This is a genomic window from Pedobacter fastidiosus (assembly GCF_014306625.1).
In the GTDB taxonomy this organism is placed as follows: domain Bacteria; phylum Bacteroidota; class Bacteroidia; order Sphingobacteriales; family Sphingobacteriaceae; genus Pedobacter; species Pedobacter fastidiosus.
The window spans coordinates 1-886 of record NZ_JACRYL010000055.1 but is presented as its reverse complement, the minus strand read 5'-3'; the positions used below and the strand labels follow the sequence as shown (position 1 = coordinate 886).

The window sequence follows — 886 nt, the reverse complement described above, 5'->3', positions numbered from 1 at the left end:
TATTAAGTTCCTGCAGAAAATCACAACTTTCCAGCAAACGACCCAATTTGGCCGCCAGGGCGTTGTCCACACCATTGTTATCTATCCATTCACCATTAAAACTGGTGATCACCATGCTCTGATTATTGATCAAACAGGTGTAATAGCCACGGCTGTCAGTTTTATCGACATTACCCCAAATTATAAGGCTACGGGGTTCTTCGGTAATGAAATCAGTCCATCTTATTGAATATAGGGGATCCTCATCCCTATAATGAGGTTTACATATATCGTCGATCATTTTTTTGATGGATTCATCTGTATAACCATATAAGCCCTCCAGAAACTGCCCCTCCTTTTCGATAGTTACCCCGTCCTGCAGATCCAGGTGATGCGATGAAAATGATAGCAGGTATTGTTCATTTCCTCTAATGAGTTTTATCCTGAACAATGAAAGAGATTCTGATTGCTCAGGCAGCATATCAAAGGTAAAGCCATTCAGGTGAAGCCTTTCATTTCCTATCCGGTTAAATGCTCTCCAATAATTGCGGTGTATTTTGTTCATCCTATCACCAACAAAAGTCTCTTTCTATTGTTTGTTATCGATATGATACATACCAGAGAACAAGCGCTTGAAGCTGCCCGGGAAATCCTTGAAAGACGTAGGATTAAGTATATGGAAATCGAGGCACCCGAACCAGAGGCGGGCTATCAACATCAACCCGGCGCCCCCGAAAAGGATGTTTGGGTGGTTAGTTATACCTATATGGTTTTTCAGGATGAACGGGCTTTTATTCATTTGGATGACCGGGAAGGACTTAAATTGATTTACATAATGACCGGTCATGGCTATATAACCTAAAAGACTATAACAAATTATAATACCTAATTAACTTACTATTTACCT

The 886-nt window shown here is 40.4% G+C and carries 2 protein-coding genes; one reads left to right on the top strand and one right to left on the bottom strand.

Annotated features, from left to right (window positions below; all coding sequences use genetic code 11):
- Nucleotides 1–544: hypothetical protein (locus H7U22_RS22775; protein ID WP_187073637.1), on the bottom strand; the 544-nt coding region annotated here is incomplete at its 3' end.
- Between the two features lie 42 nt (nucleotides 545–586).
- Between H7U22_RS22775 and H7U22_RS22770 the strand changes: the two genes are divergently transcribed.
- Nucleotides 587–841, top strand: coding sequence for a hypothetical protein (locus H7U22_RS22770; RefSeq protein WP_187073636.1), 255 nt, complete (start codon nucleotides 587–589; stop codon nucleotides 839–841).
- Nucleotides 842–886: the final 45 nt, after the last annotated feature.

Bases quoted from the DNA above. Each gene is read 5' to 3' on its own strand.
- H7U22_RS22770 (WP_187073636.1), top strand. From the start codon at position 587: ATGATACATACCAGAGAACAAGCGCTTGAAGCTGCCCGGGAAATCCTT.